Here is a 22892-nt window from a genome sequence, read left to right as displayed (position 1 = left end):
CCAGCGGCAGCGATGGGTGTGAGCACGGGGGTGTCGGGTGGCGGTGGATGTCGTGCGGGTGACCGACGCGGGCGGGTTGATCGATCCGGCACTGTTCCCGAAGGCGTCCGGCGCCCTGGGAATGGAGTGGGCGCAGCAGCGGGCCGGGGTCTTCCGGACCACGGGACAGCAGGTCGCCGATAACGCTCAGGACATCCACTCGGCCTGGTCGCGCTTGCCCGAGTCCTACCAGGCTCCTGAGGCCGGTGACCTGTATCGCGCGATGGACCCTGCGCTCGGTGCGGCGTTGCGTGAGCAGGAGAAATTCTTGGACGCGGCCCGGTACCTGGAGGACTACGTCGACGAGGTCGGTGCGGTTCAGCCGCGGCTGGCGAGCCTTGAGGCGGAAGCGGGCGCGTTCCGGGCACGAGTGCGGGCTGCGAACCCGGGCGGGGTGACCACCATGCTGCTGCAGGAGCTGGACACGGTCGACCAGAACCAGGACCTGATCGTCCGGGCGCAGCAGGTGTTCGCAGTGATCCTTGAGGCCGAGCAACGGTGCGCGGACCGGATCAAGGCGCTGGACGAGCAGACCGTGCCGGTCACGAAAAGTCCGGTCCCGGCCCTGACGGGGCGCACGGGTCTGTTCTCCTCGACCGGTGCGTGGTCTCCGGTGGACTCGCCGCGCGTGGCGGACTTCGCGCCGACGAAGACGATCCTGGACGGGTCGGCGTCGGAGGTGCGGGAGTGGTGGGGCACCCTGACTCCGCAGCAGCGAACAGCGTTGGTAGCCGCCATGCCGATGGTGGTCGGGAATCTGAACGGGGTCCCGGTCAAGTTCCGTGCTGATGCCAACCGGATCAACCTCGCGACCGAGATCGACCGGCTGGAGGCAGAGAAGGCACGGATCGAGAAGGAGCTGCGGATGGCTGCCATGGCGAGCCGGTTCAGTGCTTTAGGTGGGGGCTACATACCGGACCTGGGACTGGCGAAGGAGCTCGACCGGCTGCAAGCGGCGATCGACTCCTATGAGCATTACAGAAGTCTGCCGGAGGGCGGGGGGCAGTACGAGTACGACAAGAACGGTCGAAGGACCTATCGCGACACAGTTGAGCTAGTGGCATTCGATCCGACCCGATTGAGCATCGCGACCTATCGCGGTCCGTATGACCGGGCCGGCGATGTACCGGACTGGGTGGATAACGTTGCGGTCCATGTCCCTGGCACCACGACCCGCATGGACGACTTCAACGAAACCGATACCGACGCCTACAACCTGTACGACGAAGCCCATAACACAGTCGGCGCGGGTTCGACGGCGGTATTCGCTTGGGCGGGTGGCGAGTTCCCACAGAACATCCCGGAGGCGGCCAGTGCGAGCTACTCGCGTGACCTGGGACCTAAGCTGCGTGACTTTATGCACGCGATCGATGTGCACCCGGACTCGACGCTCACGGCAGAGGCGCACTCCTACGGGGGTGCCGTGCTCGGTATCGCCGAGAGCGAGGGCCTGAGGGTGGACCGGGTCATGTATGTCGCCGGCGCGGGGCTGGGTAACGACAACACCTCGGTGCAGGACTTCCCCTACACCAAGGACGTGCCGCACTACACACAGATGGCCCGACGTGACAGTGTCGTCGGCCTGATCCAGGGTGCAGACGCGGGCGAGCTCGGACACGGCGCCTCGGCATTGCACGATCCTGACGTGACACGCCTGGAGACCGGGTACCTCAACGCCGCGAATAGGAGCCAGGGCGACATCGAGTCGACCGGTGTCTTTGAGAGTCACTCCAGCGTCTATACCAAGGGTTCGACCGCGTTCAACAACATCGTCGGCGTCATCACCGGCACCCGAGTCGAGGCGTACGCGCAGGACGAGGTCTACGTTGCGGGCGGGACGCTGTACAACATCGACGGTATCGATGTCGAGGGCTATGAGCCGAGGTACTTCGATGTCGAGTGATCACACAGGGAAACGGAGTCGGCCGATGCCATCGCCCACAGGAACCTTGGATGTGGACAGGACACGCGCGAGCAGGCGGCGATCACGCCTCGTCCTCGCGGGCCTGATCGCGCTGACCATGGCCCTGACCACGGCATGTACCTCAAGGAGCGACGTGACAGTTGCAGAACTTCAAGAGCGTTCTGAAGAGATCGGGCAGTCATTGACTGCGACGATCGACGGGGTCGACCGCTACCAGGAAGATATGGAGCGATCACTGTTGGAGTGGGAGGACGCAGAAGTCAACGACGAGGATCCCGATGGTTGGCGCTACTGGAACTGGGACATAGCCATCGAGCTTGCAGCCGACGCAGAACTGACTCCAGAACAAGCCGCCGGGCGCATGGTCGAGGTACTCGAAGAAGAAGGATGGACTGCTGGCGAGCACTCCGAAGGGGACGACCGAGCGCAGCTTGGCTTTCACCGGTCAGACGAACTGGGTGACGGCTGGACTGTGCAGATCTCCTTCTGGAAAAAGCCGCCACCCGCTCCACAGAATCTCTCAGTCTCAGTCGTCAGCCCGTCGACTAACCGTTCGTAGCCTGCGCTGTATCTCATTTGGCCATATCTGACGCCTCGGCTTTACAGAGCCGCGTCTTGACCAGCTAGGAAATCCAAGGAGAACCTCTGATGTCTCGCACTCCTCGTTTCGCCACCCGCGCGCTGAGCATGGGCGCCGCCGTTGCGCTCGGAATCGGTCTGACAGCGTGCTCGGCCGGCGCGGAGTCGTCCGGGGAGCCCGCTGCGTCGGAGACGACTTCGAAGACGGCATCGCCGTCCGCATCATCGTCGGCAACCGCGCCGTCGCCGGAGGAAGAAGCGATCACCGGGGCTGAGGCGGCAGTTCGTGAGTACCTCCGGGTCAAGGAGGTGTCCCTGCAGGCGCCGGAGAGCTTCAATATCGAGGACTACGACAAGGTCGCTATCACGACGGCACTGACCGATTTGCGTAACGGTTACAACGGCAACGTCTCTCATGGGGTGCACCAGGTGGGTGGGCTCAAGCTTGAGGCGATCAAGGACCCGAAAGTCAGCCTGACGAACAAGCCGAAGTTGTCCCCGCCAGAAATTCCGAACGTCATCTTCACCGTCTGCTACGACATCACCGAACTCGACATGGTTGATGAGGACGGGGACTCGATCTTTCCTGCGGATCACCCCGATCGTGTGGCGCTTCGGGTAGGGGTGGCCAACTACGAGTACCCAGAGGGGCCATGGCTGGTCGACTTCACCGAGGGTCTGGAGCTCAAGTCATGCTGAGACGCACCATGGCTGTGCTGGTTCTCGCCGTTCCCCTGGTGCTGTTCGCGCGACCCGCAGTTGCTGCCGAACCGGAGTGCGAGAAGTACAGCGCCGACGGGTCTACTTGTGATGTATGGGCCGACAACCCCGGCAGCGGGGGAGCCGATGCGGGTGAGGGCACCGATGGCGGCCATTCAGGTGGCGATGTTGGTGACGGAAGTGGTGGAGGAAGCGACCCTCGTATGACCATCGATGGTCAGAACTGCCTTTACGTCGGTCTGGCAGACCCGCAGCCGCCGAAGGACAGGCCCATCTGGGACGGACATGACGACGGTGCGATCCACACCGCCCTTTGCGGCGCGAACCAGCGATTCGGTCCCACGATTGATACCCAGTTCTGGGCGGCCGAAGCCCCCGAAGCCCCGGAGCCCCCGGACCCCGCGGAGCTTGCCGAGCAGGCCCGAGCCCAGATGGACCTCCGCGCGATCGACATCGGAATCGTGCCAGAGGACAAGCCCGGCAGCATCGGGATCGTCGGGATGCCCCAGTGGATGTGGGTCGAGAATCCTGGCGAGCACACCATGGGTCCGATCACGGAGACAGCGACGGCCGGAAACTTCTCGGTGACGGCGACAGCCAGAGTCGACAAGATCATGTGGAACATGGGCGACGGGACCACGGTGACCTGTGTCGGCTCCGGCACCCCGTACGAAGACAAGTACGACATCGCAGATTCCCCTGACTGCGGGCACCGCTACACGCGGCAGGGCGAGTACAACGTCACGGCCATCTCGTACTGGACCTTGCAGTGGCGGGGCATCGGCGATGTCGGAACCATCGAGTTCACCCTTGAGGACTCCACCGACATCGTCATGGGTGAGGCCCAGGTGATCACCCAGTAGGCATCGCTGTCGTCGTCGGTCAGGCGAATCCGGCTACGCCGCCTCGCTCGCACCCTCCGCGTGGCGCCGGACGCGGTCGAGGTCCGCTCCGGCGTCCGCCAGGACGGTCCGGGCCGGGGACGCGGCGCGCGTGAGGCCCAGCAGCATGTGCCCGCCGTGGATCTCCTTGGAGCCCAGGCGGATCGCCTCGCGGAGCGCGAGCTCCAGGGACTTCTTCGCGTCCGCGGTGAACGGGAGGTGCTTGCGGCGCCCGCGCAGGATGCGGCCGGCGCGGGTGAGCGCGCCCTCGCCGAACGTGGCCTCGGTGCGGCGGGTGACCTCGTCGAGGTCGATACCGACGGCGGCCAGCGCGCCGGGGTCGAGCGCGTCACCCGCCTCGACGCTCGCCCGAGCGCGCTCGATGAGTTCGGTCACGTCGAGGCCGCCGTCGGCCAGCGCGGAGCGGGCGGGGCCCTCGCTCTCGGCGAGCGCGACGAGCAGGTGGCGGCTGTCGATCTGGTCGCTGTGCGCGGCACGGGCGACCTGCTGGGCGTCGACGACGGCGGAGCGGGCGTCCTTCGTGAACCTCTCGAACATCAGATCCTCCTGTTGTGCTTCTTGTGGACCGCCTGCCGGGAGACGCCGAGTGCGGCGGCGATCTCCTGCCACGACCAGCCGAGCCGCCGCGCGCGTTCCACCTGGAGCGCCTCGAGACGGTCGGCCAGCTCGCGCAGGGCCCGGACGGCGCGCAGCCCGTCGGCGGGGTCGTCCCCGGCGGCGGATGCGACGAGTGCTTGCTGGCTCATGTGTCAACCATGGTTGACATCAGCGATTCTGTCAACCCACGTTGACACACTCACCTGTCCGGCGCACAGGTCGCGCCGCTGAGGTGTGCGTCCGACACGTCGTCGCCGAGACATGCGACACAGGCCGCACGCCGTCCGGCGTCGAACCGCAGAATGTCGCCTGTTCGTTCGGACCCACGGGCGATCCAGGGCTACCCTGTACCGGGATGTCTTGACGTCGAGACATCGCTTCAGCCGGGCTCCGGGCGCCTACGACGTCCGAGGGCCGCATCCCGATGGAAGGACGCAGCAGGGTGGACCTGTTCGAATACCAGGCGCGCGACATCTTCGAGAAGCACGGCGTGCCCGTGCTGGGTGGGGTTGTCGCGACGACCCCCGAAGAGGCTCGCGAAGGCGCCGAGAAGCTGGGCGGCGGAACTGTCGTCGTGAAGGCCCAGGTCAAGACCGGTGGTCGTGGCAAGGCGGGCGGCGTCAAGCTGGCCCACTCGCCCGAAGAGACCGCTGAGAAGGCCGGCGAGATCCTCGGCATGGACATCAAGGGCCACACCGTGCACCGCGTGATGGTGGCGCAGGGTGCCAAGATCGCCGAGGAGTTCTACTTCTCCGTGCTCCTGGACCGGTCGAACCGCAACTACCTCGCGATGTGCTCCGTCGAGGGCGGCGTGGAGATCGAGCAGCTCGCCGTCGAGCGCCCCGAGGCGCTGGCCCGCATCGCCGTGGACCCGGCTGTCGGCATCGACGAGGCCAAGGCCGCGGAGATCGTGGACGCCGCCGGCTTCGCCGACGACATCAAGGGCAAGGTGGCCGAGGTCATCCGCGGTCTGTGGACCGTGTTCAAGGCCGAGGACGCCACGCTGGTCGAGGTGAACCCGCTGGTCAAGACCGAGGACGGCGAGATCGTCGCCCTGGACGGCAAGGTGACGCTCGACGAGAACGCCGGCTTCCGCCACGCGGACCACGCGGAGCTCGAGGACTCGGCCGCCACCGACCCGCTCGAGGCCAAGGCCAAGGAGAACGACCTCAACTACGTCAAGCTCGACGGCGAGGTCGGCATCATCGGCAACGGCGCGGGTCTGGTCATGTCCACGCTCGACGTCGTCGCGTACGCCGGCGAGAAGCACGGCGGCGTCAAGCCGGCCAACTTCCTCGACATCGGCGGCGGCGCCAACGCCAAGGTCATGGCGAACGGGCTCGACGTCATCCTCGGGGACGAGCAGGTCAAGGCAGTGTTCGTGAACGTCTTCGGCGGCATCACCGCCTGCGACGAGGTGGCCAACGGCATCGTGGGCGCGCTCGACCTGCTGGGCGACCACGCCACCAAGCCGCTGGTCGTCCGCCTCGACGGCAACAACGTCGAGCTGGGTCGCCAGATCCTGGCCGAGCGCAACCACCCGCTCGTCACCCTTGCCGACACCATGGACGGCGGCGCCGACAAGGCTGCCCAGCTGGCCAACGCCTGATCGCCCGCGAAGACTTCGAAAGCAGAGATTAGAAGACAATGTCGATCTACCTGAACCAGGACTCGAAGATCATCGTCCAGGGCATCACGGGCGGCATGGGTGCCAAGCACACCGCCCTCATGCTCGACTCCGGTGCGACGATCGTCGGCGGCGTGAACGCCCGCAAGGCCGGCACCACGGTGGAGCACAAGGACCACGAGGGCAACGACGTCACGCTGCCCGTCTTCGGCACCGTCAAGGAGGCCATGGCCGAGACCGGCGCGGACGTCTCCGTCGTCTTCGTGCCGCCGGCGTTCACCAAGGACGCGGCCATCGAGGCCATCGACGCGGGCATCGGCCTGCTCGTGGTCATCACCGAGGGCGTGCCGGTGCAGGACACCGCCGAGGTGTGGGCCTATCTCCAGGGCAAGGAGACCCGGATGATCGGGCCGAACTGCCCCGGCATCATCACCCCGGGCGAGTCGCTGGCCGGCATCACCCCGCACACCATCACGGGCAAGGGCCCGATCGGTCTCGTGTCGAAGTCGGGCACGCTGACCTACCAGATGATGTACGAGCTGAAGGACCTCGGCTTCTCGACAGCCATCGGCATCGGCGGCGACCCGATCGTCGGCACCACGCACATCGACGCGCTCGAGGCCTTCGAGAACGACCCGGAGACCAAGGCGATCGTCATGATCGGCGAGATCGGCGGCGACGCCGAGGAGCGTGCGGCGGCCTACATCAAGGACCACGTCACCAAGCCGGTCGTCGGCTACGTCGCGGGCTTCACCGCCCCCGAGGGCAAGACGATGGGTCACGCCGGCGCGATCGTGTCCGGCTCGTCCGGCACCGCCGCGGCGAAGAAGGAGGCCCTCGAGGCCGTCGGCGTCAAGGTCGGCAAGACGCCGACCGAGACCGCTGACCTCATGCGCGAGATCCTGCGGTCTCTCTGACGGTCCGCCTCCGTCGTTGAGTGCGGGGTATTTGTTGGTTCTACGTCGCTGGGCCAACAAATACCCCGCACTCAACGAATTGGGCCATTTACACCAAGACCGGGGCGCAAATCCATGTCTCCCCGTGATTTTTCCTGAAGTTCACCTGGGCCACGCCGAGGCAGGTCCCCAGGACGGCAGGCACGCGCGGGTGAAGATTGGCTCGTGAGCGCACCACCCCGCCCGAGCGCGGCATCCCGCACCCCCGGCGCCCGGACGAGCCGCCCGGCCAGCCGGCCGGCCGCCCGCCGCAGCCGGCTGGTCGAGGAGCCGGCCCAGGCGGAGCCGAGGCCGGCGCGGCTGTCGCACATCGTCGCGGGCATCGTCTCGGCAGGTCAGGCCCTGGTCCTGTCGCTCGCCGTCGTGGTGCTCCCCGCGGTGGTCGCCTACCTCGTCGGCACGGCCACGCTGGCCACACCGACGGGCGCCCCTGACGACGCCGCCCAGGTCGGCTCGGCGATCGACGTCGCGATGGGCATCTGGCTGCTGGGTCACGGCGTCCCCCTCACGGCCGACGCCGTGACCGTCTCTCTCGCGCCGCTCGGCGTCGCGACCCTCGCACTGTTCTCCACCTACGTCTGCGCCAAGCGCTTCGCCACGACGACGGTGCGCGCCTGGGTGGCAGGAGCGGTCACGTACGCCCTGTGCACGACGGCGGTGGCGGCCATCGCGGGCAGCGCCCCCGGCTGGGCGCTCCCGATGGCGGCTGTCGCCGGCCTGGTGATGGGCGGGTTCGGCATGCTGCTCGGCATCCTGGCGCGCCCGGACGCCCCCACCGCCGCCGAGATCGGTGAACGGGCGGAGGCGCTGGCCCGCAGGCTCACCGGCATCGACCTCGTCCCCGCGACGCTGCGGCTCGGGCTGCGGGGCGGGGCAGTGGCGGTCGCGCTGCTGATGGGTGGGGCGGCGCTCCTGGTGGCGGGGTGGGCGCTGGCGGGACGCGCCACCTCGTCGGACATCATCACGGCGCTCGAACCGGGCTGGACCGGCGGCATCGTGTTCGCCGTGGCCCAGCTCGCGCTGCTGCCCAACCTCGTGCTGTGGGCGGCTGCCTGGCTCGCGGGTCCCGGCTTCGCGGTCGGCGTGGGGACCAGCTTCACACCGTTCGGCACGATCTCCGGGCCGCTGCCCGCGATCCCGCTCCTCGCCGCGTTGCCGGGAGACGACTGGGCCAACCCGGTCAGCGCATGGACACCCGTACTCGTGGTGGCGTGCGGCGTCGCGGCGGGTGTGTTCGCGTGGCGCCGGCTGGAGCCGACGCTGGTCCGGTGGTCCGACGTCGGCTGGGTGTTCGCCGGGATCGTCGTCACGTCGGGCGTCGTCATGCTGCTCGGCCAGTGGGCCGCCGCGGGAGCGGGCGGCCCGGGCCGGCTGTCCGACGTCGGTGCGAACCCGCTGGCGACCGCCGGCCTGGTCGCGGCGGAGATCGGCGGGGGAGCGGCCGCCGTACTGCTAGGCGCCAAGCTCGACGCCGTCGGACTGCTGGGCCGCGTGCGCGATCTGGGCGGCGACGCCGGGAGGGGTCCCGACACTTCCGTGGTCGAGTTGCTGCATGACGAAGGATCAGGGGACGACGCCTCCGAACGGTCCGTTGGACGAGGGGAGTCCGACGGCCTCGGGGAGCGCGACGGACTCGGAGGGTTCGACGGCGTCGGAGACCCAGGCGGACCCGACCGACCAGACGGACCCGACCGACCAGACGGACCCGACCGACCAGACGGACCCGACCGACCCGGCGGACCCGGCGGACCAGACGGACCCGGCGGACCAGACGGACCCGGCGGACCCGGCGGACCCGGCGGACCCGGACAGCCTGGCCGACCCGCCGCCGGGACGGGCGACGCCGCGCCCGCGTGAGCCGGCGATCCGCAGCTGGGGGCGCGGCACGAAGCGTTTTCTGGCCCGGCGGTGGAAGCCCGTGGTCGCGGTGGCCGCCACGGTCGTGCTGGTCGCCGCCGGTGCTGTTGTCCTCGCCGTGCGGGCTGAGACGTCCCGCCTGGTGAATCTGGCCGACGACCGGCACGTCGGCGGGAACTGCCAGGACGCCACGGAGGTGCTCGACGGGCTGGGACCGCTGCACCGTTTCGTGGCGGGCGACGTCGTCGACTCGTCGGTGCAGGGCCGTCGCGCGTGCGAGCTGCTCCTCGACGCGGTCGACGCCGACGGGGACTTCGAGCCGGCCGGTCTCGACGACTACCTCGCGCACCGTGGCGCGCGGTGGGCGCACGCGGGCGTCGTCCGGGCGGAGCTGCTGTTCGCGTCGAACGGTGGCGGGAACGGCAGCTGGGACGCTCCGGGCCGCGACCCGGAGGGCGCCGTCGAGCAGCTGGCCGTGACCCTCGCGGCGCACCCCGAGGAGTCGGCATCGGTGCGCGACGCGATGTCGACGTATGTCGGGCGGTTCGAGAAGGAGTGGTACACCGAGCCGACGGTGGATCCGGGACCGGCCGGGTACGTCGAGCCGATCGACGAGGAGTCACTGGCCTCGGATGCCTGTTCGGCAAGGGACGAGTACCTGTGGCTGCACGACGGCGGATGGACGGAGCCGGAGCTCGCCGAACCGATCGCGTCGACGGACGACCGGGGTGACGACCTGCTCGCGGGCTGCGCGCAGGTGCGGCAGGCTGCGGGGAAGCTCGACGACGCCCGCTCTCTGTACGCCGAGTACCTCAAGACCTACCCCGACGCACCCGGCGCGAAGTCGGTGCGGACGGTGCGCGACGAGCTGGTGGAGAGGATCCGGCACGAGCAGATGCGGGACCGCGCCGTCGCGAACGCGAATAAACCGGCGGACGGATCGAACCTCGACGCGTGCCGGGACGCGCGATGCCAGGTGCGCGTGAAGTCGGGGACCCTGGTCCCGATCGGGGGGCCCGGCGGGCCGTACGAGCTCCTGGTCTGGGTCCACGACAAGTCCGTCGCGGCTCAGCTCGGCGGGTACATCCGGTCGTTCTCCACCAACGGCGGAAGCATCATGTCGGGCGACGGATACGCGACCTGGGGCGGCGACCAGGGAAACGAGCTGGTGCTCAACGACAAGGTCGGAATCGGCGTGGACGGCATCCGTGGCGACCGTGCGACCTTGAGCGTGTGGCGCGCCGACTGACGGCTCGGCCACCGGCCCGCACTCCCGCGCCGCACCGGAGTGCCGGGGGCGGGCCGGTGTCCACGTAGGCTGGGACCCGTGCAGACGCCCTCCGGTCACCCCGTCGAGTCCCGTTCCGCCAAGCGCCTGGTGGTGCTCGCCTCGGGCGGCGGATCCAACCTCGCCGCACTCCTCGCAGCGCACGACGACGCGGCCTACGGCGCGCGCGTGGTCGGTGTCGTGACGGACCGTCCCGACGCGGGCGCACTCGACCTGGCGCGCGACGCCGGGGTGGCCTCCGCCGTAGTCGCCATGAAGGACTTCGACGACCGTGCCGGCTGGAACGACGGTGTTCTCGAAGCGGTGTCGGTGTTCCAGCCGGACTACCTCGTGCTGGCGGGGTTCATGCGCATCCTCGCCCCGAGCGTCGTGCGGAAGTTCGAGGGCCGGATGATGAACACCCACCCGGCTCTCCTGCCGAGCTTCCCCGGTGCGCACCCGGTGCGTGACACGATCGCCCACGGGGTCAAGGTCACCGGCTGCACGGTGCACCTGGTCGACGACGGCGTAGACACCGGTCCGATCATCGCCCAGACGGCGGTGCCGGTCCTCGACAACGACGACGAGCCCGCCCTGACCGAGCGGATCAAGGTCGCCGAGCGTGCGCTGCTGGTCGAGACCGTCGGCCGCATCGCTCGCGAGGGTCTCTACGTCACGGGCCGCAAGGCGTCGATCGGCCGCTGAGCGGGGTCTCGACGAGCTCGACCGGAGGTTGGCAGGGCCTCGACCCGCGGTGGACATTTCACCCGTTCGACCCGACTGACCACTACGTTGTGCGGCGTGATCGCAGAGACTCCGACGGCCGAGACCGAACCCGCGCCGGAGCTTCCGCTCCGGCGTAACCGCGCCTACCTGCTCCTGACCACCGGGCGGTTCGCACAGGCGATCGGGGCAGGCGTCGGTACGTTCGCGGTGCCGCTGCTGGCGTTCGAGCTGACCGGTTCGGTGGCGCAGGCCGGCCTGATCAGCGGCATCGGCCAGGTCGGCGCCCTGGTGGCGACCCTGCCGGCAGGCGTCGTCGCGGACCGGGTGGACCGCCGTCGGCTCCTGGTGCTCGCGGCCACCACGGGAACGGCGCTCTGGGCGACGATCCTGGTCGCGGGCCTCGCCGGAGCCCTGAGCGCCTGGCACCTGGCGGCGGTGCTGTTCGGCTCCTCGATGGTGAGCGCGTTCGTGAACCCGGCGTCAGTGGGCGCGTTGCGCGCTGTCGTGCCGCCCGCCCAGATGGCGAACGCCATGGCCGTGAACCAGGGGCGGATGGCGGCCGTCGGGCTGTTCGCGGGGCCGATCGGTGGGCTGCTCTACGGCATGGCCCACGTGCTGCCGTTCGGGGCCTCCGTGGTCGGGCACGCGATCGAGGCGGTAGCGGTCTCGTTCGTGCGCGAGCCGCTCAACCGCGAGCGGACCAGGCTGAGCCGTCCGCTCACCGACCTGCGCGAAGGGCTGCGGTTTGTGGGCGCAGTGCCGCTCTTCCGTGCGGTGCTGGTGCTGATCACCCTGCTGAACCTGACGGCGATCGCGCTGATCGTGGTCATCAACCTGGAGCTCGTCCGGACCGGCACCGATCCTCGGCTCATCGGGCTGGTGGACGCGTGTGCCGGTATCAGCATGCTGGTGGGAGCCGTCGTCGCCGGACCGATCGTGCAGCGCACCAGGGTGGGCCGGTTCGGGCTCCTGACCATCGGCCTGCTCGTCGCCGCGCTGGTCGTCATGGCGCTCGTGCCGACGTACTGGGTCTTCGTCTCGATGCTGGCCGTCGGGGTGTTCCTCTACCCGGCGCTCAACGCGGGCTTCACGGGGTACCTCACGGTGATCGTCCCGGACCGGATGATGGGCCGCGCCACGTCCCTGCTCGGGCTGACCGGGCTGATCGCCGCGCCGGCCGCGCCCGTCCTGGGTAGTGCGCTGCTGGAGGGCTTCGGCATCGGCATCAGCCTGTGGGTGATGGTGGGGGCCATGGCGTGCGTTCTCCTGGCGCTCTGCTGCACGCGGCCGCTCGTGCGGATCGGCAAGCCGGACACCTGGGCGGCCGACGCGCTGGAGTAGCAGACAGCACCGGGACTCTCAAGGAGCAAGCAACCGGGAGGCTCGATACGGTGGAAGGGCTCATCTCTCTGGACTGCGGCAAGTCGGAAATGACTCCGATTGCCGCAGGAAGTCCACAGCGAAAGGCCGCACATGTCTGACCAGAACACAGGAACGACAGCCGCGCCTCCCGGTACGAGGAGGCGCAGGCTGATCCGCGGGCCGCGAGTCTTCTACCCGGCGGCCGGGCTGCTGCTCGCCTTCGTGGTGATCACCGCGATCATTCCGGAGCAGATGGGGAACCTGATCGCCACGGCGAACCAGACGGTCGTGCAGGACCTGGGGTGGTACTACATCGGCCTGGTCGCGGCCTGCGTCTTCTTCTCCATCTGGCTCGCGGTCTCGCCGATGGGCAGCATCGTGCTCGGCAAGGACCCCAACGACGAGCCGGAGTTCAAGCTCGGCTCCTGGTTTGCCATGCTGTTCGCGGCCGGAATGGGGATCGGCCTCGTCTTCTGGGGAGTGGCAGAACCCCTCAACCACTTCAGCGTGACGCCGCCGGGGGCCGTCGCCGACACGCCGGCCGCCGCCGCCCGCGTGGCCATGGACGTCACGTTCCTGCACTGGGGCCTGCACGCCTGGGCCGTCTACGTGGTCGTCGGCCTCGCCATCGCCTACTCCGTGCACCGCCTCGGCAACCCTGTCTCGATCCGCTGGGCGCTCAAGCCGCTGCTCGGCGACCGCATCAAGGGCTTCTGGGGCGACGTCATCGACGTGATCGCCGTGCTGGGCACGCTGTTCGGTGTCGCGACCTCGCTCGGTCTCGGGGTCACGCAGATCGGCGCAGGCCTGGCCTATCTCGAGGTCATCGACGAACCCAGCACCTGGCTGCTGGTCGTGCTCATCATCGTCATCACGGCGCTCGCGGTGACCTCAGTGGTCACGGGCGTGGACAAGGGCATCAAGTGGCTGTCGAACATCAACATGGGCCTCGCCACGGCGATCCTCGCGTTCGTGCTCATCGCGGGCCCAACGGTGTTCATCCTGAGCGACTTCATGACCCAGATCGGCTCATACCTCCAGAACTTCTTCCTCCTCACGTTCAACGCCCGCCCGTTCCAGGAGGACGGCGCGGCGTGGCTCGGCAGCTGGACCACGTTCTACTGGGGCTGGTGGATGAGCTGGGCGCCGTTCGTCGGCGTCTTCATCGCCCGTATCTCCAAGGGCCGCACGATCCGCGAGTTCGTGATGGGCGTGCTCCTCGTGCCCACCCTGGTGACGTTCCTCTGGTTCTCGGTGCTCGGCGGTTCGGCCCTTTACCAGGAGATCTTCGGCGGCGGGGGGATGATCGCGGAGGACGGCACCGTCAGCACCGACACCGCACTGTTCCAGCTCTTCGACACCCTTCCCGGCTCCACGATCCTGAGCGTGCTGGGGATCACCCTGATCGTGATCTTCTTCGTCACGAGCTCCGACTCGGCATCGTTCGTGGTGGACATGCTCGCCTCGGGCGGTGACCCGAACCCGCCCAAGTGGAGCCGTGCGTTCTGGGGCTGCGTCGAGGGCGCGGTCGCAGCCGTGCTGCTCGTCGTGGGTGCCCAGGCCGCGGCGGCGAATCCGGATGCCGGGATCGATCCACTGAGTGCGTTGCAGACCATGGCGATCCTGTTGGCGCTCCCGTTCAGCGTCGTGCTGGTGCTGCTCGCCGTCTCCACGGCCAAGGCGCTCCTGCGGGAGCAGAAGGTGCGGCAGAGGAAACAGCGCGAATGGTTCGCGGAGCGGGTCGCCGAACATATCGAGAGCCGCTCCTAGCCGGGCTCGGCGCGAACCGCCTACGGCGTGACCGCGCGGCGGACCGCCTCGCGCAGGAACTCTCGTCGTCGGCGGTGCTCCGCAGGGTCTTCGCCGGAGTGCGCCGCGTACACGTTGCTGACCGGTGACCAGGCCATGGACATGCCGATCACCATGGCCATCACGTCGAACGGTTCGCCTGGCACGACGGCGCCGGCCTCCTGGGCGGCAGCGATCGCGGCCAGCTTCTCCTGGTCCTGGCGCTCGGCCTCGGCCGAGAGGTGCCCCCTGGGGCTCCGTTCCAGCCGCGACCACGTGGCCAGCCGGATGATGTCGGGGCGCGCCAGGTACTCGTCGTAGAGCCGCACGGCCCAGTCGGGCAAATCGTTCGCGTCGATGGTGGCCAGGTCGGTGATCTGGCGGAACGACGCGGCCAGGACGGCGTCGAAGAGCTCGTCCTTGGTGCCGAAGTAGCCGTAGAGCTGCGCCTTGTTCGTCCGGGCGGTGCTCGTGATGCGCTCGATCCGGGCTCCCGAGAAACCGTGCTCGGCGAACTCGGCCGTCGCGGCCGCCAGGATCCGGTCCCATGTCGCCGCACCGCGCGCGGTGGGGGGCTTCCTGTCTGCCACGTGGCGACAATACCGTCCACTCGCTTGCCTGCCTCCCCACGAGTGCCGTACTCTCAAAATAGACCGACCAGTCTGTTGGAACTTGAGGAGCGCACATGCGTAGCACCACCGGGTATGGGGCACTGCGCCCCGAGGAGGAGCTCACGCTCCGCACCATCGAGCGAAGGGAGCTCCGCCCGGACGACATCGCCGTGCGCGTCACCTATTGCGGGGTCTGCTACACCGATCTGTCGGCGCTGCGGGCGCACTCGCACGACGGCGGGGACGACCTGCTGGTTCCTGGCCACGAGTTCGTGGGCGAGGTGGTCGCCGCAGGGGCCGAGGTCACGCGGTTCCGGGTCGGTGACCAGGTCGCCGTCGGCAACATCGTCGACTCCTGCGGGACCTGCGCCATGTGCCGGGCGGGCCAGGAGAACTTCTGCGTCCAGTTCCCGACGCTGACCTACGGCGGTCGCGACCGGCACGACGGCACGCCGACGCTCGGCGGCTTCTCCGGCGAGTACGTGGTCCGCGAGGACTTCGCCTACCACCGTCCGGACAACCTCGACCCGGCCGCCGTCGCGCCCCTGCTGTGCGCGGGCGTGACGGTCTGGGAGCCGCTGCGCCGCTGGGGTGCAGGGCCGGGCATGACAGTCGGGGTGGCGGGGCTCGGTGGCCTCGGGCACCTCGCGGTACGCCTCGCCAAGGCGCTGGGCGCACGGGTGGTGGTGCTGACCCGGACGCCCGGGAAGTCGGCCGACGCCCGGAACCTCGGGGCCGACGACGTCGTCGTCACCACCGACGAGCAGGACCTGGCGCGCGCGGCGAGCAGCATCGACCTGCTGATCGACACGATCTCCGCGCCGCACGACCTCGGGCAGCTGCTCCGCCTCGTCGCGCTCGACGGCACCCTCTGCTCCCTCGGCTACCTTGGGCCGATCTCGCTCGAGACGATGGACCTGCTCGTCGGCCGCAAGAGCCTGGCGTCGGCAGGCAGCGGCGGCCGCCCGAGCACGCAGGAGCTCCTCGACTTCTGCGGCGAGCACGGCATCACCGCCGACGTCGAGGTGCTGCCCTCCGCGCAGGTCGCCACGGCGCTGCGCCGGCTCGCCGCGAACGACGTGCGCTACCGGTTCGTCCTGGACCTCTCGGACCTCTCGGACCTCCCGGCGAACGGGGCGTAGGACGATCACGAAGGTGGCCGGGCTTCTCACCCATGGATCCGTCCGGTGAAGTGGGGTTGACTCGATGTCATGAGCAGCAGCACCAGCCTGACCGCCGAGGACCTCGAGTTCCTCGGCCGCCCGTTGCACGGGTTCCTCTCCGTCGCCTCCGGGGCGCAGCCGCCGCAGCCTCGGCCCGTGTGGTTCGAGGCCACGGCGGACGGTGCCGTCCAGATCTTCACCGAGCGCGACTCGCTGAAGATCCGGCGCCTGAGCCGCGACCCTCGCGCCTCGCTGGTGGTGGCAGCGGCGGTGGGTGAGCGCGAGCGCTGGGTGGCGGTCGCAGGCCACGCCACGGTGGAGGCCGACGGGGCGCACGAGCTGGCCGCCCGCCTCGCCGCGCGGTACTGGGACCTCGCCGACCCCGTGCGGGCGGGAGACCTCGCCGCGATCCTGGCCGGCGAACAGGTCCGCGTCGTCATCCACCCGGAGACGGTGCACCGCTACACGTACTGACCGGCGTGCGGTGCGCCGTCCGACACTGCGTGGCTACACTGGCCGCGGCCGTGACTGGCGAGGGTGGGTCACCACCGGGGAGCGGCCGAGCGACCCGTGATGCGCGCCGCCCGCCTGGGTGCCAGGGTTTTCCGCGAAGCCACCTCCGAGGAGAACCGCCATGTCCGGCGCCCCGTCCACACCTGATGTCCAGCTCACCGACGACTCGCAGCGCCCCGTACGGCGCGCCCTGCTGAGCGTCTACGACAAGACCGGCCTGATCGAGCTCGCCACTGCACTGCACGGCGCGGGCGTCGAGCTCGTCTCGACCGGCTCCACCGCATCGAGGATCGCCGACGCCGGCATCCCGGTGACGCCGGTGGAGGCACTTACCGGGTTCCCCGAGTGCCTCGAGGGCCGGGTCAAGACGCTGCACCCCCGCGTGCACGCCGGCATCCTGGCCGACACCCGCAAGCAGGACCACGTCGACCAGCTCGCGGACCTGGAGATCGCGCCGTTCGAGCTCGTCATCGTCAACCTCTACCCGTTCGCCGCCACCGTCGCGTCAGGTGCCGAGCCGGACGCCGTCGTCGAGCAGATCGACATCGGCGGGCCGTCCATGGTGCGTGCCGCTGCGAAGAACCACCCCTCGGTCGCGGTGGTCGTGGACCCCGCGCGGTACGACGACGTCGCGACGGCCGTCCAGGCAGGTGGCTTCACCTATGCCGAGCGGAAGGCGCTCGCCGCCGCGGCGTTCGTGCACACCGCGACGTACGACGTCGCCGTGGCGTCCTGGATGGGTTCGGTGCTCGCGCCGACCGACGTGGTGGACGGCGCCGACGGCCCCGCCTCGACCGGCTTCCCTGCGTGGGCCGGCGGCACCTGGGAGCGCGCGGACGTGCTCCGCTACGGCGAGAACCCGCACCAGCGGGCCGCCCTGTACACGCGCGGCGACGGGGTCACGGGTCTGGCCCAGGCCGAGCAGCTGCACGGCAAGGCCATGAGCTACAACAACTACGTCGACGCCGACGCCGCGTGGCGGGCCGCCTGGGACCACGAGGGTCCCGCGGTGGCGATCATCAAGCACGCCAACCCGTGCGGGATCGCCGTGGGCAGCGACATCGCCGCGGCGCACGCGAAGGCCCACGCGACCGACCCGGTCAGCGCCTACGGCGGCGTGATCGCGGCCAACGGCGTCATCACGATTGCCGCGGCGCAGCAGATCGCTCCCGTGTTCACCGAGGTCGTCGTGGCCACCGGGTTCGAGCCCGAGGCGCTGGAGATCCTGCGGGCCAAGAAGAACATCCGGCTGCTGGTCGTGCCGTCGGCGCCGTCCGCCGTCGTCGAGACCCGGCCCATCTCGGGCGGGCTGCTCATGCAGGCCACCGACCGGTTCCAGGCCGACGGCGACGCCCCGGAGAGCTGGACCCTCGCGACCGGCGAGGCGGCGTCGCCCGAGGTGCTCGCGGACCTCGAGTTCGCGTGGAAGGCCGTGCGGGCCGCGAAGTCGAACGCGATCCTGCTGGCCAGGGACGGCGCCGCCGTCGGTATCGGCATGGGCCAGGTGAACCGCGTGGACTCGTGCCGCCTGTCGGTCGAGCGCGCCAACACCCTGGCCGACGGCGCCGAGCGCGCCCGGGGCGCCGTCGCGGCGTCGGACGCGTTCTTCCCGTTCGCGGACGGCCTGCAGGTGCTGCTCGACGCCGGGGTCACCGCCGTCGTGCAGCCTGGGGGCTCGATCCGCGACGAGGAGGTCGCCAAGGCTGCCGAGACGGCCGGGGTCACGATGTACCTGACGGGCACCCGCCACTTCGCCCACTGACCGGAGGTGCTCGCATCCTGGTCGCTCGGCCCACTCCCCAACGAGGCCTAAGTTTCTTCGCTTTGAGGCCGCTCAAAGCGAAGAAACTTAGGCCTCGTTGAGGTTGAGGAGGCGGGCACCGAGCGTCACGGGCTGACCGTGGTCGTCGTAGAGTCCGGGTTTCCAGCCGGCCTCCTGCAGGATCGGGGACACTGTCGCGACCATCCGGCTGCGGATGTCCCTGGCAGTGAACCGGAGCATGCGGGCCCCACCCGCCGACATCAGGTCGTTCTGGCGGCTCCTGTCCCGGAACACGGCCTCGGGGGTGCTGTGCACGTCGGCGCCGTCGATCTCGACGAGCAGCCACGTGCCGTCCGGCAGCCGCCACGCGAGGTCGATCCGGCCGAGGTGCTTGCCCGCCGGATCCAGGACGACCAGCTGCAGGGCGTCCGGCGGGATCCCGGCATCGAGGCACGCCATTCGTGCGGCGGACTCGAGCGGCGACTCCGCTCGGCCGGTCGCCATCCGCCACCAGGGATGCGTCGTGTCGACACCCCGGTGCCCACGTGCCAGGTCATGCGCACGGGCGAGGTCGTCGACCGTGGCGGTCCGTGTGTGGAGCAGATCGTCCATCACGGCGACGGCGTCGTCCCGGCCCATCTGCGCGACGCCGAGAGCGAGGGCATCGGTGATGCTCGCAATCCGGAAGTCGCCACTGAACCGACCGGTCACCATGCCGCCGAGCTTCCGGAACACTATGCCGTCCCGGGCCGGCCGCCATCTGCCGCCGGGCGCAACCACCTCGGGCCGGATGGTGCGCGGCAGACCCTTGACCCTGTACAGCGCGAGGGCGCACAGGCCGACCGCCGTCGAACCAGGGCCGCCCGCGAGCAGGCCGACCCACGCCGGTCGACGGCGCAGATGGTCCAGGAGGTCGGCCCGTGACCGCTGCTCCGGAGGGACGGGATCGATGTCGTACACACCGTGGGTGACCCGGATCAGACGGCACTGGCGGACGAGGCGGTGCCGCCAGGCGGCGTCGACCCCCATCTCGTCGAGCTGTACGGACGACACCAGGCCCTCTTGCCGGGACGTGACGATGGCGAGCTGGGGAGGCAGTGGTTTCAGCGGTCGCATGAAGCAATGTCAGCATCCAAGCGACACCAAAACCGATGAAATCACATGGTCCTGTGGATAACGCGGCTGCGGGGCCTTCAACGAGGCCTAAGTTACTTCGCTTTGAGGGGCCTCAAAGCGAAGAAACCTAGGCCTCGTTGAGAAGGCCGGAGGCCCCCGGGGAGGGGGTCAGAGCACCGCGTCCCGGAGCTTGATCGTCGGGTCCAGCGCGCGGTCCAGGTCGACCTCCAGCGGGACGCCGCGGTTCATCAGTTTGCGCACCTGCCCCACCTCGCGCGGGGAGTCGACGAGGAGCGCCGCCCGGATGGTCACCACCCGGTGTCCGTCCGGGGTACGGCGCGGGTGCCGGTCCAGTGCGTTCTCCAGGTAGAGCGCCGCCCAGCCGCCCGACGCCGCCGGGTCGCCCCGCAGCACCACCTCGTCGAACGGCGACGGTACGCCGAACAGCGCCAGGTCGTGCCCCAGCTGCTGGGAGAAGACGTACGGCGCGTGCGCAGGGACGGGTGCGAGCCCGAGCCGCGCCCGCACGTGCTCGGGTTCCGCCGCGCGCTCGTCGAGGCCGAGCAGCGCCCGCACGGTGACGTCGGGGTCGTGCAGCGCCGCCGACCAGTGACCGCCGGGAACCGCCCCGAACACCGGGTGCTCGCGCGTCGCGAGGTCGCCCACCACCCAGACGCGCCGGAGAGCGTCGAGGTGCAGCCTGCCGGCCGGGTCGGTGGGGGAGCGCACGCCCATGAACCGCCCCGCGCGGTTGACCCGCAGCCCGCCGTTCGCCTCGCGCGGCAGCGACCCGGTGAGCCAGCCCGACGCCGGCCGCGCACCCACGGCGGCCAGCACGAGGTCCGCCTCCAGCACCCTGCCGTCGGCCAGCGTCACGCGCGCGCCGTCCGGCGAGCCCTCGTGCGAACCGGGCAGCACCTGGTCGACGGCGACGTCCGTGACCAGGGTGACCCCGGCGGCGTCGTACCAGGGGGCGAGCAGGCTGCCCACCCTGCGGCCGAGCTGCCGTTCCAGCGGGACCGGACCAGCTTCCACGACCGTCACGCGTGCGCCGGCGCCCGCGGCGACCCCCGCGACCTCCGCGCCGATCCAGCCGGCGCCCACCACGACGAGCCGCATGCCAGGCACGAGGGCCGCGCGCAGCCGCTCAGCGTCCGCGGCGGTGTGCAGGGTGACGGCGGGCTCCCAGCCGGCAGGCCGCACGGGTTCGCTGCCGGAGGCGAGCACCACGGCGTCGGCCGCGACGTCGTCGCCCGACGCCGTCCGCACCACCACGCCCTCCCGGTCCACCTCGAGCCGGACCGCCGGATCGGCGAGCCGCAGGTCGTCGACGAGCGCGGGCAGGTCGACGCCGAGGTCGTCGGACAGCCAGACCGGCTCGGTGCGCTTGAGGAGCTCCTTGGACAGCGGCGGACGGTCGTAGGGTGGCAGACCTTCCGCCCCGAGCACCGTCACACTGCCCTCGAAACCGTGCTTGCGCAACGCCGCGGCGGTTTGTGCTCCCGCGAGCCCAGCACCCACGACGACGACGCTGCTGAGGACCTGTGCTGAAGGCGTGGGCATGGTCCTCACGGTAGCTCGCAGGCCGCCAACCTGGGAACGCGCTGGTATTCAGGTTGCAAGCAGGTCACGGCCCTCCAGGATCGCGACGTTTCGGCTGTACCCTCGTCCCGTGGATCTCAGTGAGACGCGGACTGCCCCCGGCGCACCGGGTGGCGCCACGACGCTCCTCGAGCCGGGCTCGGCCGGAACAGCTACGCTCGAACGCACCAGAGAGGCCCGTCTGACCGCGGCCCCCACGACGACCAGCCAGGAGCTCGACCGCAGTGAGCCATCGAGCGGCGAGGGCCCCGACATGATGCCGGAGCTGCAGCGCAGCAACCTCGCCATCTGGCTCGTCCTCGTCGGCGTCGTCGTCTCGGTCGTGCTCGGCATGACCGCCGGCGCGCGGGCGGGTGCGATCGGGATCGGTGTGGTCCTGGTGGTCTGCGCGATCTTCCGCGCGGTGCTCGACAGCCCGGTGGGTCTCGTCATCCGGACGCGGACGGTGGACATCGTGCTGTACGGCGCCACGGCGGTAGTGATCGGCGTGCTCGCCGTGGTGACGCCCAGCATCTGACGTCCGGTCAGCGCTCCGCGCCCTCGAGGGAGCCCGTCACGGGCTCCTCCGACTCGATGACGCACAGGACGCGCCGGTCGCCCTCGGCCCAGCTCTCCTCCGACGGCGCGATCGGCCAGTACTGCAGCTCCGACCTGGCCCATCGCATGCCGACGAACTTCGTGAACTGCGGGTAGCAGTACGCGTCGGCCGTGTCCCACAGCTCCTGCTGGGTGGGCGTCTCGCCGTTCTTCGCGAGGCTGTCGGGCGCCGTTGTCTCCGCGTAGATCTCACCGCCGTGCGCCGTGGTGCACGGCACCACCGGGATCCGGTACAGCGTGCTCTCGCCCGACGTCGCGGCCGTGTCGAAGCAGTCGCCCACCTCCAGGTCGGGGATCTCCGCCCCGGCCGTGGCCGTCGAGTCCGACGGCGAGGTCGGCTCGTCGGACGGCTCCGTGAGGTCCCCGAGCTCGGGCGTCGGCACCGCGATCGCGCCGTCAGCCTCCGCATCCGGTTCCGGGGCGTACGGGTCGGCCGTCGCGTACGGGTCGTCGCTCGGGGTGGGGGACGACGTCGGTGCGGCGAGCTCGGCGCCGTCGCCGGGCTGCGTGATGCCGAGCGGGCCCGCCAGGGCCGGCGGAACGAAGGACTTGACCGTCGAGACGAACCCGACGGGGAGCGATGACGCGTACGTGGGTGCGGCCGCGATGCCGACCGCCAGCCCGACGATGCCGACCGCGCCGAGGACGACGGCGCCGAGGGCGAAGTCGAGGGCGCGCACCGAGGACTTCTTCGCGCGGCGCGTGTTCCCTGTGCCGTTGGCCTCTGCGGTGCGCATCGACAGCACGAGTGCGGGGATGGCGAGCGGCCAGAAGAACAGGAACGCGGCGACCACCCAGCCCACCCGGGTCGGGAAGGGGCCGGCGGGCGCGTCGTCGGCGTCGTCCGGCTCGGGCTCGGCGTCGTCTGCGTCGGCCGGCTCGCGCTCGCTGTCGTCGTCGGCGGCCTCCGGCTCGCCGTCCGGCTCCTCGGGGGTGGCCTCGTCGGCCTCCGGGGCGGTCTTCTCGGGTGCTGATTCGGTGGCCGGCTCCGCTGTGGTCGCAACGGGTTCCGGTTCTTCCCCGAGCGTCTGCTTCGTGTCGGCCATGATGCGGGATCGTATCGCCGTGGGGTGGCACACCGGTAAACGGCGGACGATCGGCGCACGGTCTACGCAACCAGGACACAGCGCCCGCACGACGTCGGGGCCGCACCTCCCGTACGGAAGGTGCGGCAGTCTGGAGGC

General features: G+C 70.0%; 21 protein-coding genes. 15 read left to right on the top strand and 6 right to left on the bottom strand.

What is annotated here, in order from left to right; all coding sequences use genetic code 11:
• The first annotated feature begins 37 nt into the window (after nt 1-37).
• The 4 genes from AB0F40_RS07610 (at nt 38) to AB0F40_RS07595 (ending at nt 4125) form a co-directional block, all read left to right on the top strand.
• A complete protein-coding gene (locus AB0F40_RS07610) occupies nt 38-1942 on the top strand; it encodes an alpha/beta hydrolase (RefSeq protein ID WP_357465519.1) in 1905 nt (634 codons plus the stop codon).
• A 154-nt stretch (nt 1943-2096) separates the two neighbouring features.
• Nucleotides 2097-2522, top strand: a complete 426-nt coding sequence (locus AB0F40_RS07605) for a hypothetical protein (protein ID WP_357465518.1) — start codon at nt 2097-2099, stop codon at nt 2520-2522.
• Between the two features lie 89 nt (nt 2523-2611).
• A complete protein-coding gene (locus AB0F40_RS07600; RefSeq protein WP_357465517.1) occupies nt 2612-3241 on the top strand; it encodes a hypothetical protein in 630 nt (209 codons plus the stop codon).
• Nucleotides 3235-4125 (top strand): hypothetical protein, encoded by an 891-nt coding sequence (locus AB0F40_RS07595; RefSeq protein WP_357465516.1) that lies wholly within the window; start codon nt 3235-3237, stop codon nt 4123-4125. The genes AB0F40_RS07600 and AB0F40_RS07595 overlap by 7 nt, the downstream gene beginning before the upstream one ends.
• A gap of 33 nt (nt 4126-4158) precedes the next feature.
• Here the strand turns inward: AB0F40_RS07595 and AB0F40_RS07590 are convergent, their stop codons facing one another.
• Complete coding sequence (locus AB0F40_RS07590) at nt 4159-4701, bottom strand: Clp protease N-terminal domain-containing protein (RefSeq protein WP_357465515.1); 543 nt, start codon at nt 4699-4701, stop codon at nt 4159-4161.
• A complete protein-coding gene (locus tag AB0F40_RS07585) occupies nt 4701-4910 on the bottom strand; it encodes a helix-turn-helix domain-containing protein (protein WP_253868885.1) in 210 nt (69 codons plus the stop codon). The genes AB0F40_RS07590 and AB0F40_RS07585 overlap by 1 nt, the downstream gene beginning before the upstream one ends.
• Before the next feature lie 293 nt (nt 4911-5203).
• On the opposite strand from AB0F40_RS07585, the gene sucC reads away from it, so the two are divergent.
• The 7 genes from sucC (at nt 5204) to AB0F40_RS07550 (ending at nt 14326) form a co-directional block, all read left to right on the top strand.
• Nucleotides 5204-6370: an ADP-forming succinate--CoA ligase subunit beta gene (gene sucC, locus AB0F40_RS07580; RefSeq protein WP_357465514.1), complete on the top strand. Its 1167-nt coding sequence runs from the start codon at nt 5204-5206 to the stop codon at nt 6368-6370.
• 38 nt (nt 6371-6408) lie between these two features.
• Nucleotides 6409-7305, top strand: a complete 897-nt coding sequence (gene sucD, locus AB0F40_RS07575) for a succinate--CoA ligase subunit alpha (protein WP_357465513.1) — start codon at nt 6409-6411, stop codon at nt 7303-7305.
• 204 nt (nt 7306-7509) lie between these two features.
• Entirely contained in the window at nt 7510-9201 is a 1692-nt protein-coding gene (locus tag AB0F40_RS07570; RefSeq protein WP_357465512.1) for a DUF6350 family protein, read from the top strand.
• A 61-nt stretch (nt 9202-9262) separates the two neighbouring features.
• The gene (locus tag AB0F40_RS07565) at nt 9263-10450 is read left to right on the top strand and encodes a hypothetical protein (RefSeq protein ID WP_357465511.1); all 1188 of its coding nucleotides are present in this window, start codon (nt 9263-9265) and stop codon (nt 10448-10450) included.
• A gap of 78 nt (nt 10451-10528) precedes the next feature.
• A complete protein-coding gene (purN, locus tag AB0F40_RS07560) occupies nt 10529-11173 on the top strand; it encodes a phosphoribosylglycinamide formyltransferase (RefSeq protein WP_357465510.1) in 645 nt (214 codons plus the stop codon).
• A gap of 96 nt (nt 11174-11269) precedes the next feature.
• Entirely contained in the window at nt 11270-12535 is a 1266-nt protein-coding gene (locus AB0F40_RS07555) for an MFS transporter (RefSeq protein WP_357465509.1), read from the top strand.
• A gap of 132 nt (nt 12536-12667) precedes the next feature.
• Nucleotides 12668-14326, top strand: coding sequence for a BCCT family transporter (locus tag AB0F40_RS07550; protein ID WP_357465508.1), 1659 nt, complete (start codon nt 12668-12670; stop codon nt 14324-14326).
• Between the two features lie 20 nt (nt 14327-14346).
• On the opposite strand, the gene AB0F40_RS07545 is transcribed toward AB0F40_RS07550, so the two are convergent.
• Nucleotides 14347-14934, bottom strand: a complete 588-nt coding sequence (locus AB0F40_RS07545) for a TetR family transcriptional regulator (protein ID WP_357465507.1) — start codon at nt 14932-14934, stop codon at nt 14347-14349.
• A 95-nt stretch (nt 14935-15029) separates the two neighbouring features.
• Here AB0F40_RS07545 and AB0F40_RS07540 point away from each other — a divergent pair, with 95 nt between their 5' ends.
• The 3 genes from AB0F40_RS07540 to purH all read left to right on the top strand — a co-directional run bounded on the left by AB0F40_RS07540 (nt 15030) and on the right by purH (nt 18393).
• On the top strand, nt 15030-16097 hold the full coding sequence (locus AB0F40_RS07540) for an NAD(P)-dependent alcohol dehydrogenase (RefSeq protein ID WP_357465506.1): 1068 nt from the start codon (nt 15030-15032) through the stop codon (nt 16095-16097).
• A gap of 69 nt (nt 16098-16166) precedes the next feature.
• A complete protein-coding gene (locus AB0F40_RS07535) occupies nt 16167-16592 on the top strand; it encodes a pyridoxamine 5'-phosphate oxidase family protein (protein ID WP_357465505.1) in 426 nt (141 codons plus the stop codon).
• Nucleotides 16593-16752: 160 nt separating this feature from the next.
• The gene (gene purH / locus AB0F40_RS07530; RefSeq protein ID WP_357465504.1) at nt 16753-18393 is read left to right on the top strand and encodes a bifunctional phosphoribosylaminoimidazolecarboxamide formyltransferase/IMP cyclohydrolase; all 1641 of its coding nucleotides are present in this window, start codon (nt 16753-16755) and stop codon (nt 18391-18393) included.
• 87 nt (nt 18394-18480) lie between these two features.
• On the opposite strand, the gene AB0F40_RS07525 is transcribed toward purH, so the two are convergent.
• Nucleotides 18481-19509: a hypothetical protein gene (locus tag AB0F40_RS07525; protein WP_357465503.1), complete on the bottom strand. Its 1029-nt coding sequence runs from the start codon at nt 19507-19509 to the stop codon at nt 18481-18483.
• A 168-nt stretch (nt 19510-19677) separates the two neighbouring features.
• Nucleotides 19678-21072 (bottom strand): FAD-dependent oxidoreductase, encoded by a 1395-nt coding sequence (locus tag AB0F40_RS07520; RefSeq protein WP_357465502.1) that lies wholly within the window; start codon nt 21070-21072, stop codon nt 19678-19680.
• Nucleotides 21073-21181: 109 nt separating this feature from the next.
• On the opposite strand from AB0F40_RS07520, the gene AB0F40_RS07515 reads away from it, so the two are divergent.
• Complete coding sequence (locus AB0F40_RS07515; RefSeq protein ID WP_357465501.1) at nt 21182-21628, top strand: DUF3017 domain-containing protein; 447 nt, start codon at nt 21182-21184, stop codon at nt 21626-21628.
• A gap of 7 nt (nt 21629-21635) precedes the next feature.
• On the opposite strand, the gene AB0F40_RS07510 is transcribed toward AB0F40_RS07515, so the two are convergent.
• Nucleotides 21636-22754: a septum formation family protein gene (locus tag AB0F40_RS07510; protein WP_357465500.1), complete on the bottom strand. Its 1119-nt coding sequence runs from the start codon at nt 22752-22754 to the stop codon at nt 21636-21638.
• Between the last annotated feature and the right edge of the window lie 138 nt (nt 22755-22892).

Origin of the sequence: Promicromonospora sp. NPDC023987 (assembly GCF_040639055.1) — a bacterium.
Taxonomy (GTDB): domain Bacteria; phylum Actinomycetota; class Actinomycetes; order Actinomycetales; family Cellulomonadaceae; genus Promicromonospora.
This window is presented reverse-complemented; position numbering and strand designations above follow the sequence as displayed.